Source organism: Prolixibacteraceae bacterium, assembly GCA_019856515.1.
Classification (GTDB): domain Bacteria; phylum Bacteroidota; class Bacteroidia; order Bacteroidales; family Prolixibacteraceae; genus Halosquirtibacter; species Halosquirtibacter xylanolyticus.
This window is the reverse complement of the sequence record CP082230.1, coordinates 3,852,050-3,868,522: the sequence shown is the minus strand read 5'-3', so window position 1 is coordinate 3,868,522 and position 16,473 is coordinate 3,852,050. Positions and strand designations below refer to the sequence as shown.

At 37.3% G+C, this 16,473-nt stretch carries 10 protein-coding genes; 4 read left to right on the top strand and 6 right to left on the bottom strand.

Annotated elements, in window-relative coordinates; all coding sequences use genetic code 11:
• Window positions 1-10: 10 nt before the first annotated feature.
• Both K5X82_14240 and gpmI read right to left on the bottom strand, forming a co-directional pair.
• Window positions 11-1,837: a U32 family peptidase gene (locus K5X82_14240; GenBank protein ID QZT36406.1), complete on the bottom strand. Its 1,827-nt coding sequence runs from the start codon at window positions 1,835-1,837 to the stop codon at window positions 11-13.
• Window positions 1,838-2,003: 166 nt separating this feature from the next.
• Entirely contained in the window at window positions 2,004-3,536 is a 1,533-nt protein-coding gene (gene gpmI, locus K5X82_14235; GenBank protein ID QZT36405.1) for a 2,3-bisphosphoglycerate-independent phosphoglycerate mutase, read from the bottom strand.
• A 522-nt stretch (window positions 3,537-4,058) separates the two neighbouring features.
• Here gpmI and K5X82_14230 point away from each other — a divergent pair.
• Window positions 4,059-5,564, top strand: coding sequence for a T9SS type A sorting domain-containing protein (locus K5X82_14230; protein ID QZT36404.1), 1,506 nt, complete (start codon window positions 4,059-4,061; stop codon window positions 5,562-5,564).
• 227 nt (window positions 5,565-5,791) lie between these two features.
• On the opposite strand, the gene K5X82_14225 is transcribed toward K5X82_14230, so the two are convergent.
• Together K5X82_14225 and K5X82_14220 are read right to left on the bottom strand one after the other, a co-directional pair.
• Window positions 5,792-8,275: a bifunctional UDP-N-acetylmuramoyl-tripeptide:D-alanyl-D-alanine ligase/alanine racemase gene (locus K5X82_14225; GenBank protein ID QZT36403.1), complete on the bottom strand. Its 2,484-nt coding sequence runs from the start codon at window positions 8,273-8,275 to the stop codon at window positions 5,792-5,794.
• Window positions 8,276-8,281: 6 nt separating this feature from the next.
• Window positions 8,282-8,863, bottom strand: coding sequence for a thymidine kinase (locus tag K5X82_14220; GenBank protein ID QZT36402.1), 582 nt, complete (start codon window positions 8,861-8,863; stop codon window positions 8,282-8,284).
• Between the two features lie 204 nt (window positions 8,864-9,067).
• Between K5X82_14220 and K5X82_14215 the strand changes: the two genes are divergently transcribed.
• From K5X82_14215 to rsmI, 3 genes are all read left to right on the top strand, one after another.
• Window positions 9,068-11,389, top strand: a complete 2,322-nt coding sequence (locus tag K5X82_14215; protein ID QZT36401.1) for a PDZ domain-containing protein — start codon at window positions 9,068-9,070, stop codon at window positions 11,387-11,389.
• Between the two features lie 240 nt (window positions 11,390-11,629).
• The gene (locus tag K5X82_14210) at window positions 11,630-12,427 is read left to right on the top strand and encodes a hypothetical protein (protein ID QZT36400.1); all 798 of its coding nucleotides are present in this window, start codon (window positions 11,630-11,632) and stop codon (window positions 12,425-12,427) included.
• A 16-nt stretch (window positions 12,428-12,443) separates the two neighbouring features.
• On the top strand, window positions 12,444-13,139 hold the full coding sequence (gene rsmI, locus K5X82_14205; protein QZT36399.1) for a 16S rRNA (cytidine(1402)-2'-O)-methyltransferase: 696 nt from the start codon (window positions 12,444-12,446) through the stop codon (window positions 13,137-13,139).
• Window positions 13,140-13,283: 144 nt separating this feature from the next.
• On the opposite strand, the gene lysA is transcribed toward rsmI, so the two are convergent.
• Entirely contained in the window at window positions 13,284-14,438 is a 1,155-nt protein-coding gene (gene lysA / locus K5X82_14200) for a diaminopimelate decarboxylase (GenBank protein ID QZT36398.1), read from the bottom strand.
• 14 nt (window positions 14,439-14,452) lie between these two features.
• Window positions 14,453-15,766: an aspartate kinase gene (locus tag K5X82_14195; GenBank protein ID QZT36397.1), complete on the bottom strand. Its 1,314-nt coding sequence runs from the start codon at window positions 15,764-15,766 to the stop codon at window positions 14,453-14,455.
• Window positions 15,767-16,473: the final 707 nt, after the last annotated feature.

The following is a 16,473-nucleotide window of genomic DNA, read 5'->3' as shown; positions in this document are numbered from 1 at the left end:
AGTTACTTTATTATTTGGTACTGTAGATCTCCATAAAACAGTTCTTGCAGTCAAAATCAAGACGATACTGTTGTTTTTCATCTACAAGCATCAGTGGAAGTGCGAATTGATGACCTCTCTTCATACACTTCCCTATCTCATTTAAGATGCAATATCTGGTATGCATTAACATCTTATTCTTTCGAGCGCCTTTCGAGATCTCTAAAGCCATCTCTTTGACCTTTGCCTGATGTCTTTCATAGAACTGAACAGCTAAACGATTGGCCACATTGGCCCTATAATCCACCTCATTTTCAATATAAGGGACATGATTCGGAACAAACGTTGATCCATCGATATGTGTCTCTTCCAATATTCCAATTAAAGCTTCCACTAACTCACGTCGTACTTGTGACAAGACTTTATTTGGAATAAAAGGAGCATTCGAAAGATCAAAACGATATTGAGACATATAGAACGGAGTATCTCCTAATTTCGATAGTTGCTTCTCAATATTCGATTTTGCAGCCTCTTCATTCTTGGCTATCTCCAACTCTTTTCTATCTAGTTGTTGCTCGACAAAACGATTCTCATCTACATGAAATCGAATCGTGATCATCTCTGGACCCTCCGTCACCTCAACCTGTAGAGCTCTTTTTCGTGATGTACGACTCTTCTCTAAGGAGTGTAAAAATTGGTGGTTATAGTTTCGATAGACTTGATCTCCTTTAGATAGTGGAATCATTCGTTGTGGAAAGATACGATCTCGCTCCACTGTATTTACTTTTACGCCTTCGGTCTGTGCATTGGATTGCACTACGACTAAACCATCGTTGTTTGCTAACTCTACTTCGGATTTGATGGTAAAAGATTTCTTAGAAACCTCATCTACCTCTCCAATATATTCTCCTAATGACTTTGGTGTATCCAAGTTCGCTATCGAATTTTGCTTTCCATTAAGAAAATATGGTGTAAAATCGCGAGAGAAACTCTTCTTTGGATCAGGAGTGAAATCATAGACCGTCTTACCAACAGAACTTCGTCTTTTAGTATGGTCATTATTTAATATCTCATCTATACTTCTACGATAGTGTCCAACAGAATTCTTCAGATATGTGATGTCTTTTAATCGTCCCTCTATCTTGAGGGATTGGACACCACTGTCAACCATCTCTTTTAACGAATGGGTTTGGTTCATGTCCTTTAATGACAATAGGTACTTATTATCTACCCATTTTGTGTCATTTGCATCTATTAAAGAGTAAGTTTTACGACACGATTGAACACATGCTCCTCTGTTGGCACTACGAGCACCATTGTAAGCACTCATATAGCATTGTCCACTTAAGCTAACACATAAAGCTCCATGAATAAATGCCTCTAACTCGACATCAGTATGTGAAGCAATATTTGTTATCTCCTCTAAAGATAACTCTCTTGCCAATACCACCCTATCAAAACCTACCTTCTCAAGAAAAGAGACTTTCTCTAAAGTGAAGTTATTGGTTTGGGTACTTGCATGTAATGAAATGGGAGGTAAATCCATCTCTAATATTCCCATATCTTGAACAATCAAAGCATCTACACCAGCATGATATGCTTCCCATATAATGCGGTGAGCCTCTTCTAATTCATGGTCATATAGAATGGTATTCAATGCCATAAACACATCGCCATCATAACGATGGGCATAACGAACTAAAGATTCAATATCTTGTATACTGTTACCTGCATTGGCTCTTGCACCAAAGCTTGGTCCCCCAATATATACTGCATCCGCACCATAATCAAAAGCAGCCACGCCATACTCTAAATTCTTGGCAGGGGCTAATAGTTCGATGAAATCTCGTTTAGACATACCTCTTATTAATAATCATCACATTTTTAATAACGTGCAAAGAAACAGGTTTTTTTCATATTTCAAGCTTTCTTTCTCACATTATACGATAACCAACAAAATAAAAAGAAGCTGCCTATAAGTCAGACAGCTTCTTCTATAATATATGATTAGAACCCTGATGGGTTTACTCTTCAATAAGTACTTGACCTGTCATGGCCGCTGGAATCTCAAGCCCCATGATGTTTAAGATAGTTGGAGCAACGTCGGCAAGAATACCAGACTTCACTTTTTTATCTTTCTGATCAGTAACCCAAATAAATGGAACTGGATTCAATGAGTGTGCAGTATTCACAGAACCATCTTTGTTTAATGCATTATCTGCATTACCATGATCTGCAATAATTACTACATCATAACCGTTTGCTTGAGCCGTTTCAACAACTTGTTTTGCACAGTTGTCAACAGAAGAGATCGCTTTCTCTATAGCAGAATAATCTCCAGTGTGACCTACCATATCTCCGTTTGCAAAATTCAAACAGATAAAGTCAGCTGATTGAGCTTCCAATTCTGGCAATAACTTACCTGTTACGATTGGCGCTGACATCTCAGGCTGTAGGTCATAAGTAGCCACCTTTGGAGATGGAACTAAAATACGACGCTCTCCTTCAAATTCTGATTCACGACCACCTGAGAAGAAGAAGGTTACGTGTGCAAACTTCTCAGTCTCTGCAGTACGAATCTGCTTCAAACCAGCTCTCTCCACGATCTCCCCTAAAGTTTCCGTAATATTTGCTTTATCAAATATTACATTGATGCCTTTAAAGCTCTCGTTGTAAGTAGTCATGGTGTACCACTCCACATCCATTGTTTTCATTCCAAAATCAGAATGATCCTCTTGTGTGAAAACACGAGTCAATTGACGTAGACGGTCTGTACGGTAGTTATAACAGATAACGACATCTCCTTCTTGAATCAATCCTTCTGCATTACCATCTGCATCCACAGTAACAACTGGCTTAATGAACTCGTCATTCACCCCTGCATCATATGAAGCTTGGATAGAAGCTAAAAGATCTGTTGACTTCTCGCCTTCTCCTTTTGTTAGCTGATCATACATCAACTTAACACGTTCCCAATTCTCATCACGATCCATACCGAAGTAACGTCCGATCAAAGAGACAAACTTAGCTGGAGTACCCTCTAACGACTCTAATGCTTCCTTTACGTAACCATAAGCTGACTTAGGGTCAGTATCACGTCCATCAGTTAAACCATGAACATAAACATTCTCTAATCCCATACTTCCAGCAACTTCTGCAAGTGCTGTCATATGCTTAGTTAAAGCGTGAACTCCTCCAGGTCCAACAAGACCAATTAGATGAACATTCTTGTTATTCTCTTTTGCGTAGTTATATGCTTTTTGGATCTGCTCATTATTCTTAAGCGTATCCTCTTCAATTGCTTTGTTAATCTTCACAAGGTCTTGGTATACCACACGACCTGCACCAATATTTAAGTGCCCAACCTCAGAGTTACCCATCTGTCCATCAGGAAGACCTACATTCTCTCCTGAAGTAAGAAGTTGACTATTTGGATACTTCTCAATCAACGAATCAATAAAAGGAGTCGGTGTATTGAAAATTGCATCTGATTTTGATTTATCGCCAATACCCCAACCATCAAGGATCATAAGTAAGGCTTTCTTTGTATTTGCCATCTTTAATTATTTTGATCAATTCTAAATTAAAATGCAGGGCAAAAATACCTAAAAAACCATTTATAATCAAATAGTTTACGAGAACTTAACAGAAAAGTGATCATTTCGTAAGCAATATAAGAAGGCTTAAAACGTAATGTCGTGATTTAACATCCAATAACAACATTTTATTCGTGTAAATCATAATGACAATCACATTCAATACGATCTGTATTGTCTTTCTAGTGACCTAGATATAGCCAATAGAATGGAACGATATACAAATTTGGGCATTTTGTAATAATACAATATTGATTTGGGACTAACCTATATAACAATGGGATAGTAATTCATAACGGGACAACATATATTGATTATGACAACAATAATTATCATAATGAAATCATAGTTACGGAGAGAGTGTTGTCATACTATATAACAACAGACGGTTAACAATAATAATTAATTTTAACCAATTATTAATTTATTTTAATAATGCCGTTTTAAATACAAACGAAAACAACAACAAACATCACTAAGTTTATGAAGAGAATTTTACTCATCTTGCTCATCATGTCAAGTCTAAATCTTTTGGCAGAAAACCAATTGAGACAAAGGACAAATAATTTGACATTTCTTAATTCAACAACATCTAAGGATCTCTTTTTTGCATCTATTGATTATCAAGAAAATCCTATCATCTGTACTGCGGAAGATGTAGAGATTAAGATTGACCCAAACTCACCATTGAAAGTTAAGGACATTAAAGTTATTGATTTTGACAACGGGAGCTGGGCACACATCAAGGCCACATTTTATGCTTCAGAACCGGTATTTGGTGAAGATGTATATTATAGAGTAAAGAATGCATTCACATTTAATACCAAAACAAATAAATACGAGGACAAGTGGGTACGTATTAAAGTAACACTAACGGATCAAATTCTTTTATCTGCAACAAATGACCTTCTTACCCCTGCAGACAAGGATGAAGAGATCAAAGATATCGTCTCTTATAACAATCACTTTTTCTCTAAAGACGATAAAAGTCAGGCTTATCATGTATGGAACTATACTCATAGTGCTAACAATAGCTTTATCTTAGATCTAAAAAACCGCCCTTTCATTAGCGACTTTCTTATCGCAGACAAAGGAGTGGCTACGGAGAATAAAAGTGACAATGTAGATAAAGTTACTGTTAGTATCAGTGATGATAAGTTAACTTGGATTGATTACACGATTGAAAATGATTTGGACATTAAATATCTACATATCGAACCGACACAAGCAAGGTATGTAAAGCTAACCATTGACAATGCTAATCAAAAAGAAGATGGATTCATTGGCCTATTCCAAGTATATGGAAATAATAAAAATCCGAATATCACTAATAATATTGAGGGTATTCATGCAGTATTAAATGACAATGAACTTGAAGAGCCAGCATCTGGATGGAAAGCAGATAAGTCACACACTCATCTATTTGAATTCGATGACATATACACGATTGATCAAATTGACTTCTTTGAATATCGTAATTTCTGGCAAAGTGTAGGGTTTCCTCCAACCATTGACATGAAGGTGGAAGTGAGTATTGATAACAAAAATTGGACAACTATTTCTCAACAAAAGTCAACGAATAGATTTAAACGTGTAGGATTAGTTGACCCTGTTGTTGCAAAATACATAAGAACGACAACCCATCAAAAGACTGAAAGAGTATACCCTGGTCCTTCATCATCCTATTGGTCACTTTCAGAGGTTAGAGTATTTGGAAGAAGGTCTACTGTTGGAGAGCGAAAATTAGCAACGGCAGTTAAGACTATAGGCAATTCGGATATTAGTATTTATCCAAATCCAGCATCCAACTTTATCGTAATTAAAGGGGATAACATCAAAGGCGACATCAAGTTCTACAGTATTATTGGAGCTCTTGTGAAAGAGGTTTCTAACTACCAAATAGGTGATAAAATTGATATCACAGATCTTCAGTCGGGCATGTACCTAATCAAGAACAGTGGTAAAACATATAAGATTGTTGTCAAGTAATACCAAGTTCTAACTTTAAAGTGACCTATAAGTTATTGCTAATATATTTTATCTTGTCAAAGCAAAAAGTGTAGGTATCACTTTTACTATGATGATGATTAATCAACGTAGAAACAACAGATAGAACTGTAAGATATAGATCATTTTATTATTTGACTTAAAACCTATAGCTATTCAGGTCTGATAGATTTACGACAACTGTAGTTCGACTATGGTTGTCGTATTTATTATATCTCGGAGAAGTATATCTTTTTCACTCTTTGTCCAATTCCTGTCATCACTTCATATGGGATGGTCTCCAAAGATTCAGCGATGGTGTGAATAGAGTGTGATGGACCAAATACAATCACTTCATCTCCTACAGAAACATCCGCGACATTGGTTACATCAACCATACACATATCCATACAGATATTACCTATAGTAGGAGCTAAAACACCACGTATTAGCACCGTGTGATTTCCATTTCCCATCTTACGATGATACCCATCTGCATAGCCAATGGGAAGTATCGCAATTTTTCCGACAGTATCTCTTCTACCATGACGACCATAACCAACAGTATCTTTGTTATCAATCACTTTTAACTGTGAAATCTGGGTCTTTAATGTCATCACTTCCGTAAGTGCATCTTGACAGAAGAAGCTCACTCCATATAATCCTATTCCCAAACGAACCATATCCATCTGGTAAGGTGCAAACCGTTCAATACCCGCGGTATTTAAAGTGTGCTTCATAAAATCATAACCTAGGCGCTCCTCCAAATGAGATGCTAACATCTCAAAATGATCAAACTGTTTATAAGTAAAATGCTCTTCACCTTCTGTATCACTAACGGCTAAATGCGTAAATACACTTTTCACTTTTAGATACGGATAGGTTTTTAATTTCGCTGCAAGGATATCCATCTGATCCATAGAATCAAAACCAAGACGGCGCATACCTGTATCTAATTTAACATGGATAGCCACATGACTCTTTCCACTCTTAGATACTGCCATTGCAAAATCGTTTAACAGAGAGAAGTCATAAATATTAGGTTCTAAGTCATACTCAAGCATCAAATCAAAAGCATGCTTCTCAGGATTCATCACCACAACAGGAATACGAACATTCGATTTTCTTAACTCAATACCTTCATCAGCAATGGCCACAGCCAAATAGTCTACTCCACAATTTTGAAGCATATGCGCCACCTCAATACTTCCAGTTCCATAAGAAGAGGCTTTTACCATGGCCATCACTTTAGTGGTAGCTCCCAACAACGACTTATAGTATTGTAGATTATCTCGCATCGCATCCAGGTTCACCTCCAAATAAGTTTGATGCGTCTTCTCTTGGATCTGATATGAAAACTCTTCAAGCCTATAACTACGCGTACCCTTAATCAAGATACAATGTTGGGCTATTCTGAGGTTTGGGATATCTTGGATTAGCTGATCAGTATTCAGATAGAACTTTGCATTCAACTGCTCAAATAGAGAACGGTAATGATAAAGACGTGAGCCAACACCATAAAGCTGTACAATATGGTGTTGTGAAATAAGAGATGCTACCTCATGATATATCTGGGCCTCATCTTCTTCTCTCTGTTGAGAAAGATCTGATAGCACCAGTACTTTCTCTTTGTTCTCTTTATTATTTTGTTCCTGATAATTCAAGGCCACCGAAAGAGACAATAAATCACTATTATAACTATCATCAATGATGGTTGCATTTTGTAGCCCCTCTTTGATCTCCAAACGCAATGAGACACGCTCTAGATGTGCCAATTTATTTACACATTCATCACACCAAAGTCCCATCGACAGAACAAAGGATGCAGACAAGATAGCATTCTCAATAGCTGCCTCGTCTTTATATGGGATAGTAAAAGAGTAGTCCTTACCTTCAAATCGAAGCACGATGGCTGTAGACATATCTCCGATATCCACGAGAGACACAAAAACATCCGCATTCTTCTGATGCTGAGATATAATAAGCCGACGTGATCTATCCGTAATTTTCTTTTCAACAACATCCTTAACCCACTCTTGTGAGTCGAAGTAAATCAACTTATCAACATGTTGAAAAAGTAGTAATTTTTCTTCTAACAGATCTACTCTGTCATTAAAATTACTTAGATGAGCATCCCCCATATGGGTAAGCACACCTATGGTAGGTGCTATCACTTGTTGTAACCTAGCCATCTCATCTGGCTCAGATATTCCTGCCTCAAATAACCCAATATCATGTGATACATCTAGCATCTGTACAGACAGAGGGACACCAATCTGAGAATTAAAGCTCCTCGGGCTTTTCACCAAATTACACTGACCAAACAATATTTGTGAGATCCACTCCTTCACCTGGGTCTTGCCATTGGATCCCGTAATACCTACAACTGGTACAGAGAACTGACTTCGATGAAATCTGGCCAATTGCTGCATAGCATATAAGGGATCATCCACCACTACAAAGGCGATAGTATCCGTGACCAAATCTACAGGTACCTTTCGAACAAGGAAGGCTCTGACACCCATATCAATTGCCTGGCGTATATAGTTATGACCATCCGATTTCGTTCCTTTCAAACAGACAAAAAGCGTATGTTCTGCATCTGATATAGAACGAGTGTCCACCGCAAAACTGTGGATATACTTTCCCTGTAACGTATCACTATCAACATGACACATCAACTTCGATACCAAAGTGGACAACGGATAATTCATATTAATTTACTGTGCTTTATTTATCTCTTTAAAACAATGTCTACAAACAGGCTCATAAGCCTCTTGTTCTCCTAATAGCACTTGCTTATCATCAGTGGTTAGACGGTGACTAAACTGAGCTAAGTTACCACAACGAACACATATTGCATGCACTTTCGTAACATACTCTGCTTCTGCCATCAAAGAAGGAATAGGACCGAAAGGGACCCCCTTAAAATCCATATCTAATCCTGCCACAATAACCCTCACACCACTGTTTGCAAGTTCACGACAAACATCAACAATAGAACTATCAAAAAACTGGGCTTCATCAATGCCTACCACATCAGTATCGGCACTTAACAATAGAATATTCGCTGGGTTCTCAACAGGAGTTGAACGAATCGCACTTTCGTCATGCGAAACGACCTTATCTTCAGAATAACGAGTGTCAATAGAAGGCTTAAATATCTCCACATTCTGTTTTGCAATCTGTGCTCGTTTCAATCGACGAATCAACTCTTCTGTTTTACCTGAAAACATAGACCCACAGACTACTTCAATCCAGCCTCTCTTTTGTGTTGCATTGATGGTTGTTTCTAAAAACATATGTAATAGTTATAGCAATTTAATGTATTCATTTCTCTTCAACAAAGATAATAGATATAAGAATACTGTATATGATATTTCCATTGAAAGGTGTATAAAATTACATTGCCAATAAGATTTAAAAGATCTCTTTCTTACTTAAATTACAAAAATACTATAAAGATTATTGTAACTTTAGAACATAACTATTTAACTGTAAATCAAATGAACACACCACTATTTTTCATTCAAATCCTACTTTTAATCAGCCTCTGCTCCGGATGTAAGCATAGCAAAACATTAATCGTAGATAACAACTCTACCGACAGCTACACCCTTACTGACGCATTTACTGAGGCTTCAAGATTAAAAGAGCTCGACGACCATTTAAATATCCAAATTATCATTAAAGAAGGTACCTACTATTTAGACCGTCCTATTAGTATCACCCCTGTCATGAGTGGTTTATCCATTATAGGACAAGGGTTGGTAGAGATAAAAGGTTCGCGTATCTTAAAACCTAATTGGAAGATATACAATGATAAAATCATGTCATCTAATATTAAAAATATCTCCAGCAATTCACTACTATTTGTTGATAACCAGAAGCAGATCCTTGCTCGATACCCCAACTATAATGAAAAGAAAGGTCCTTGGCAAGGTTGGGCTGCAGATGCAATATCAAAAGAAAGAGTTGCTTCGTGGAAGAACCCCAAAGGTGCCATTTTTAATGCAATGCATAGAGGACAGTGGGGGGATTTTCACTATACAATTACTGGGGTCGATGACAATGGCAAGGCTATTCTTAGTGGAGGCCAACAGAATAACAGAGCTTCAAAACCGCATATTAAGTATCGGATGATAGAAAATATATTTGAAGAGTTAGATAGCCCCAAAGAGTGGTTTTTTAACAGACAAGAGCAAAAGCTTTATCTATGGGAAACAACAATCATGCCCCAATTAGTAGAGGTATCAAATCTAGACAATCTAATACACATAGAGGGTACAGAGAACAATCCGGTAAAAAATATTTCAATAGAAGGAGTACAATTTAGCCAAACCAACCGAACTTACTTGAAAGACTATGAGCCCCTTCTTCGTAGCGACTGGACTATACATCGAGATGGTGCTATTTATATGAAAGGAGCTGAAAAAGTATCAATAAACAGATGTACATTTAAAGACCTAGGAGGAAATGTTGTTTTTATCGATGGATATAATAGAGATCACCATTTCAGCAACAACCTAATCCACGACTGTGGAGCAACAGCATTTAATTTCGTGGGAGATCCCTCCGCAGTAAGATCTCCTGCTTTTCAATACTACCAATCCGTCGACCGAGATAAGATGGATACCCTAAAAGGGCCTAAAAACAATCACTATCCGATGCAATGTGTTGTAGACAACAACCTTATATATCGTATTGGTCGTATTGAAAAACAAACTGCTGGAGTAAACATATCGATGTCTCGACGCATTAAAGTCGATCACAACACCATTTATGATGTCCCAAGAGCTGCTATAAATATTTGCGATGGAACATGGGGTGGTCACCAAATTACCAACAATGATGCATTCAACACAGTACTTGAAACGAGCGATCATGGTGCGTTCAACTCGTGGGGAAGAGACCGATTTTGGCATCCAAACAGGGGCGTGATGAACAAATTAACAGCTAAAGATGCTTCCATTGCCAAATGGGATGCCATTGAGACGACAACCATTGCAAACAATAGGTTTAGATGTGACCATGGATGGGATATTGATCTTGACGATGGATCATCAAACTACATTATTGAGAACAACTTATGTCTCTCAGGAGGAATAAAACTAAGAGAAGGATTCTATCGAACCGTTCGTAATAATATCACACTAAACAATGGATTCCATCCACATGTGTGGTTTAGTAATTCTCACGACTCAATCTATAACAACATCTTTATGAGTAAGCACAAAGATATTCGCCTCCAAGCATGGGGAGATTACGTCGATAAAAACATATATACCGATAAAAGCATGCTTGTTATAAACAAGACCAAAGGGGTGGATAATAATAGCGGCTATAGCGATGATATAAGACATGCCATAGAGAAGAAAGTGTTCAATTTCGATCAAAATCTATTGCTTGATTTCAATTTCATCAACTTCGACACACAGCACTTTGGAGTCACAGATCCTAAACTAAAAGAGCTAGCAAAGAAACCAAACATATCCATTATCGTAAGAACAGAACAATTATCTAATGATATGGTATTCTATAACTGGAAGGGAGCAAAAGTAAAACAGGTTACTTCTTTAGCTGAAAGATCCGCTGCAGGACTACCAAACTCTAAAGGAATAATTATTGTATCAATAAAAAAAGAGAGTCCTGCCGATAGTTCTGATCTTCAGGTAGGAGATGTGATTACAAACATAGAAAACTACGAAACCTCTAGTTTACCTCAGTTTATCAAGGCCATAGGTCAACTTGAAACACATCATAGTTTAAAGATAAAAAGATATCGTAATCAGAAACAGAGTACAGTTACTATTACGAACTTGAAATAGTGATATCCATTAAATTATAGCGCATCGGTTAATGCAATGGATTAGTACCGACAATATCTTTGAGGTCTAAGGATTTGTTTCCAATAATTCTTAGACCTCCACAGATTTACGAAAACGGAGTATATGGATAACATGGATGTTAATCTTTAAACGAAAAAAATAGAGATAGAGTCCTTTTTTTACACGATGTTTCTACCTTTGTAAACAATTAAATATATCCTTCTTAAATACTTATGTTTTATGAACAAAACACAGATTGAAAAGCATTTAGATTTTGTACGTAAGGACATCGACCACCTTGTTTTTTTATTAGACAATCTAACAACGGAAGACAAAATCGTCCCTTCTCGTATTCGAAGCATTGTAAACAAATGTGATGGAATCTCTGATATGCTAAAACTTCTTTTAGATGAAAACGATGGGGCAGAAATAAACCAAACAGAAGAAGAGACAATCGTTGACCATAAACCTGTAACCGTATTAGAAGAAAAGAAGGTGGAACAAGAAGAGATACCAGCTCAGGCTCCTCCAAAGCCTGAAGAAGTAGCTCCCACACAAGCCAATATTCAAGAGCCAGAGAAGGTCGAGACACCTCAACCAGTAGAGGATAGAGTGGCAGACAATGCTCATACCCCTACCAAGACAGAACTTAAAATAGAGGCTGTAGAGAACAGCGATACTCCTGAACCGAAAACAGAAGAGACACCTCAACCTACACCCTCAGCTGTATCAGAAAACTCGATTGCTGGATTTGCCCAACTAAGACAATTGTATAACAACATATACATCGACCCAGCGGTAGTTGCATTCTTAGCTCCGAAAGAAGAGAGACAAATTGCTCTAAATCTTAATGACAGATTAATGTATGTCAGAGATCTCTTTGCAGGTGACATGGAGAGATTAAACAGCACGATGGAGAAACTAAACAGTACTCTTTCTGAACAAGAAGCACTTGTCATTCTTTCTGAAGTATCTCAGTGGAAAGAAGAACCTGCCCACCAATCTTTTCTAGAGCAAGTTAAACGTAAATTTATTTAATCGATCACAAATCATTATGTCAAAACTATATTTAGTTCCTACTCCTGTAGGAAACCTAGAAGATATGACATTCCGTGCAATACGTATCTTAAAAGAGGTCGATTTGATCCTCGCTGAAGATACTAGGACATCTGGAAAATTATTGAAACATTTCGAGATCGACACTCGATGTATCTCACACCATAAGTTCAACGAACACAAAACATCGGAGAGGTTTGCTTTAGAGATAAAGGCAGGGACCACGATGGCATTAATCACCGATGCAGGGACACCAGCAATCTCTGATCCAGGCTATCTTTTAGCAAAGAGCTGTATTGAAAATGATGTAGAGATAGATTGTCTTCCTGGTGCTACTGCTTTCGTACCAGCACTTGTGAATAGTGGTTTAGCTAATGATAAGTTCTGTTTCGAAGGCTTTCTTCCCCAAAAGAAGGGACGTCAGAAGAGACTGCAAGAGCTTGCGGAAGAAGAAAGAACCATCATCTTCTACGAATCACCCTACCGTGTAGTAAAAACACTCACCCAATTTAAAGAGTTTATCGGAGAAGATCGTAGGATAAGTATCAGTAGAGAGATTAGCAAGATGTACGAAGAGACCGTAAGAGGAACGGTAACAGAGATGATTGCTCACTTTGAAAATCATCCTCCTAAAGGAGAGTTTGTAATGGTATTAGAGGGGAAAATTCCTGAAAAAAAGAAGAAGAAGTTGTAATTATCAAAACCCCCTTCTGTTTGAGAATCAAAATATTTTAAATAAGAGAAGGAGTAGTCAGACTACTCCTTCTCTTATTTATTGAAATCATGGAATTGCTTGGCAAGATAATCTTAATGACAACTATCCACCTAAGTAATTTTATTATAACTCTTCGGTAGTATACCCTTTAACCAAATCACGCATATTATACGACGAAGCCATTGTTTGTCCATAAGCTCCAGAAGAGTGTATGGCCACAATATCACCTCGCTTAGATTTTGGAAGCATAACTCCTTTTGCAAATACATCCGATGATTCACACACAGGACCTACCACATCATATTTCTCTCTTGAGAGATCACTCGTAAGAACCGAGATGTCATGATGTGCTCCATAAAGTGCAGGACGAATTAACTCTGTCATTCCTGCATCCAAAATCATAAATTGGGTCTCCAAACCTTGCTTTACATACAAGACTTTAGATATCAAATGGCCACACTGTGCCACAACAGATCTCCCCAATTCGAAGTGAAGCTCCTGCCCCTCCTCTAAATGAATATGATCATGGAATGCTTTAAAGTAGCCCTTAAAATCTGCCACAGGTGCCTCAACAGGTGCTTCATAATTGATTCCTAATCCACCACCAACGTTAATATGATGAAGATGAAAATCATTCTCCTTAAACCATGCAGCGATTTTATTGATCTTCAAACTCAACTGCTCAAAGACAGTCATATCCATAATCTGCGATCCCACATGAAAATGAATACCAGTCAACTCAATATTATCTAACGATTTAAGACGCTCAGCCACCACATCAAAATCCCAATGGTTGATACCAAACTTATTGTCCTTTAATCCTGTTGTAATATACTCATGTGTCTTTGGGTCAACATCTGGATTAATGCGAATCGCGATAGGTGCTACGACTCCTTCCTGTGCTGCCAAATCATTGATCACCTCAATCTCAGGGATACTCTCACAGTTGAAACTGAAGATCCCCACACGTAATGCCGTTAGTATCTCATGATCTGTCTTTCCAACTCCAGCAAAGGCAATACGTTCAGAAGGTATACCCATACTATGAGCATAACTTACCTCATTACCACTCACACAATCTGCACCAAAACCCGCTGCTACAATCTCTTTTACAACACCATCATGTGTATTCGCCTTTAAGGCATAATGCACTTGATAGCCATACTTATTACTCTCCGTTTTGATCTCCTGAATCGTCTTTCTCAACAATTCTGTATCGTAAAAGTAATAAGGTGTAGCCTTGCTTGTCAGCTTTGATAATAACTCTCTATTTATCATGATCTCTTAAAATCTTAATCTAACAGGTGATTAGAAATCGCTTGTAACGTTCTTTTCTTATCCTCTGTTGAAACCAATACTGAAATATTGTGGTCACTACCACCATACGATATCATTCGTACAGGAATATCACCCAATGCATCAAAAACCTTCATGGCTAAACCTTCAGATGTAGAGATCATATTTCCAACAATACATATAATCGTTTGATCTACATCAAGCTCAACATCTCCATACTCCTTGAGCTCCATTACAATCGCATCTAGATTCTTAGGATCATCAATAGTAACAGAGACAGCAACCTCAGAGGTCGTAATCATATCAATAGGTGTCTTAAAGAACTCAAAGATCTCAAAGATGTTTTTCAAGAAACCATAGGCATTTAACATTCGTCCTGAACGAATCTTAACCGCAGTAATTCCATCTTTTGCAGCAACTGCTTTTAGACCTTGTGAACCCGTCTGACTTCGGATAATTGTTCCTTCATCATTACGGTTCATCGTATTCTTAAGACGTACAGGGATATTAGCCAATTTTGCAGGCAATACTGTTTGAGGATGAAGAATCTTAGCACCAAAATATGCAAGCTCTGCTGCTTCATCAAAAGATAGTGAATCCACTTTCTTCGTATTCTCTACCTCACGTGGATCATTATTGTGAAATCCGTCAATATCAGTCCATATCTGAACCTCTTCTGCCTTAATCGCAGCTCCAATCAACGATGCTGTATAGTCGGAACCACCACGCTGTAAATTATCAATCTCATCATCACTATTCAGACAGATAAACCCCTGTGTGATATAATAATCAGCACTTGGATTCTCCTCTAATAATTTACATACATTCTTCTCAATATAAAATTGATCCGCTGACTTATCACTATCAATCTTCATGAAATCTAGTGCCGAAAGTAGTGTAGACTTATACCCTTCTTGAATCAACAATAAGTTGAAAAGATTAGAAGAGATAATCTCTCCTTGGGCTAATATATTTTTTTCTCCATTCTCGGTGAACTCACCAGAAGTGAACGACTTGATCGTATCGAAACAATCTTCAACAATCATGAAAGCTCGCTCAATGATCTCTTCCGAATGATACATCTCACGAATGGTTTGGTAGTACTGTTTCTCTAACTTGCTGATGACAAAGCGTGCAGAATCCTTGTTCTTCTTGGCAAGATAATCTGCAATCTCCACCAAAGTATTAGTGGTTCCAGACATCGCAGAAAGAACAACCAACTTTTTCTCTCCATCGGTAACAATATCCATTACCGTCTTCATGTTTTCTACTGATCCAACAGAAGTTCCTCCAAATTTTAATACTTTCATTTGCCTCAACAGTTATAATTTCATAATCTACTACACACAAAATACTGCATGTTCATAAACTTAAACTATATCTAAAAGTATCACACTTATCACTTTCAATTTGTAAGCAACAAGGAAACACTCTTATTTATGTGTGTATGAGGTACAAAATTAATAAAATAATGATTCATAAAGTCGTCACACAAGATTAAAATGAAATAAATCAATAAAAATGTAAGCATTAGACCACCAAACTAATTGATTTATTAGTTTTTAGCAATATGAATACCAATTTGATATTTATTTAACAATTAAACTAGAAGAAAACAATTACATCAAACTTTTTACTATACATTCATTCTCTGCAAATAGAACACTCCCAAACACTCAAAGTGATCTATTTTTACATGACGAGAACCTCAAACCAATACTACTCTATGACTAGTCACTCATAGAAACACGCAATGAATCAACTTAAATAGAAAAAATGACAAATCGCAGAAGAAGTTATTATTCAAAACAGACTACCCCAACTCGGCTATTTAAGAGTAATTTAAAAGGGGTTTAAAAGGGACCTCACAGCCACCAAAGTTACCCTAAACTTACCCTTAAGTTACCCTTCCCTTACCAAAATAGCCTTTTGAGGTAAGGGAAAGGTAACTTAAGGGTAAGTAAACTGTATTTCAATAGGCTGTGAGATATATGCAAGCTCTATTTTTATCAGCCAT